Here is a 1,254-nt window from a genome sequence, read left to right as displayed (position 1 = left end):
CGCGGTCTTCATAGGAGAATGAGCCGACCATAAGTCCAAGCCACGGGTAATCTGATGAACGAGTTTCCAGGCTACGATCAATCGCACGAAGCATTCATGCGGCTCTATTGCCGTTCGCTGCCGGAAGACCATCGACGCCGCTACGCCGCGCTTGAGGCGCTGAAGATCGGCTTTGGCGGCATCGCGTATGTGGCGCGGGTGTTGGGGATGAGTCGGCGAACAATCTATACCGGGATCCGCGAGTTGGAGGAGATGAACCATGACGATCCCCAACGCCCACGGCGCCCCAGCGGCAATGAGAAGCGCATCCACCGCCCCGGCGGCGGTCGTCGCCAGGTCACCCAACGTCAACCGGGGTTGGAAGAAACCCTGGAAGACGTCCTCGAAGCCCACAGTGCCGGCAGCCCCACCGATGAAACGGTGCGCTGGACCGACCTCAAACCGGTGCAGCTGGCGCAGCAGGTGCTTGTGCGTGGGTATCAAATTAGCCGCAACACGGCCGCCAAGCTGCTGGCGCGGGCCGGCTATCGTCGCCGTTCCCTGCGCAAGGAGCTGATCACCGGGCACGTCGATCCGCATGAACGCGACCAGCAGTTTCGTCATATCGCTACCTTGCGCCGCCAAGCCCGTGCCCGCGGCGTACCCGTGTTGTGTGTCGATACCAAGAAGAAGGAGGTGCTGGGCCACCGGCATCGTCGCGGGCCATGTTACAGCACCGATGTTCAGCTCGTTTATGACCACGATTATCGCCATCTCACCACGGGTATCTTGGTCCCTCGCGGGGTGTATGACTACCGTGACAATGCGGGCTTCATCACCTTGGGCACCTCCCGCGAGACCAGCGCCTTTGTCTGCGATGCCATCGCTCTGGCGTGGCACGAAGATCGTGCCGAGCATTATCCGCACACGCGGGAAATCCTGTTGACCTTCGATGCTGGAGGTGCCAACGCCGCGCGTTCGCTGCGCTTCAAAGAAGACCTGGTGGCGCTGAGCCGCCGCTTGGGCTTACGTCTGCGTGTCGCTCACTACCCCCGTACACCTCCAAGTGGCACCCCATTGAGCACCGCTTGTTCAGCCAAGTCGAGCGCAGCTTAAGCGGTGTCATTCTCGATTCGGCCCGGACCGCCCGGGAAGCCATCCAGCGCACCCGCACCCAAACCGGGCTCACGGTCAAGGCACGCCTGCTCGATACCGTCTACGAACTGGGACGAAAATGCTCTGAGACATTCCACGAGATTAAACACAAGTTCATTC

1 pseudogene is annotated in these 1,254 nt (G+C 61.3%); it reads left to right on the top strand.

The window, feature by feature from the left end:
• Positions 1-54: 54 nt before the first annotated feature.
• Positions 55-1,254, top strand: a pseudogene (locus BQ17_RS19120) (ISAzo13 family transposase); the annotation flags it as partial.

The organism is Candidatus Thiosymbion oneisti (assembly GCF_900092655.1).
Taxonomy (GTDB): Bacteria; Pseudomonadota; Gammaproteobacteria; order Chromatiales; family Chromatiaceae; genus Thiosymbion; species Thiosymbion oneisti.
This window is presented reverse-complemented; position numbering and strand designations above follow the sequence as displayed.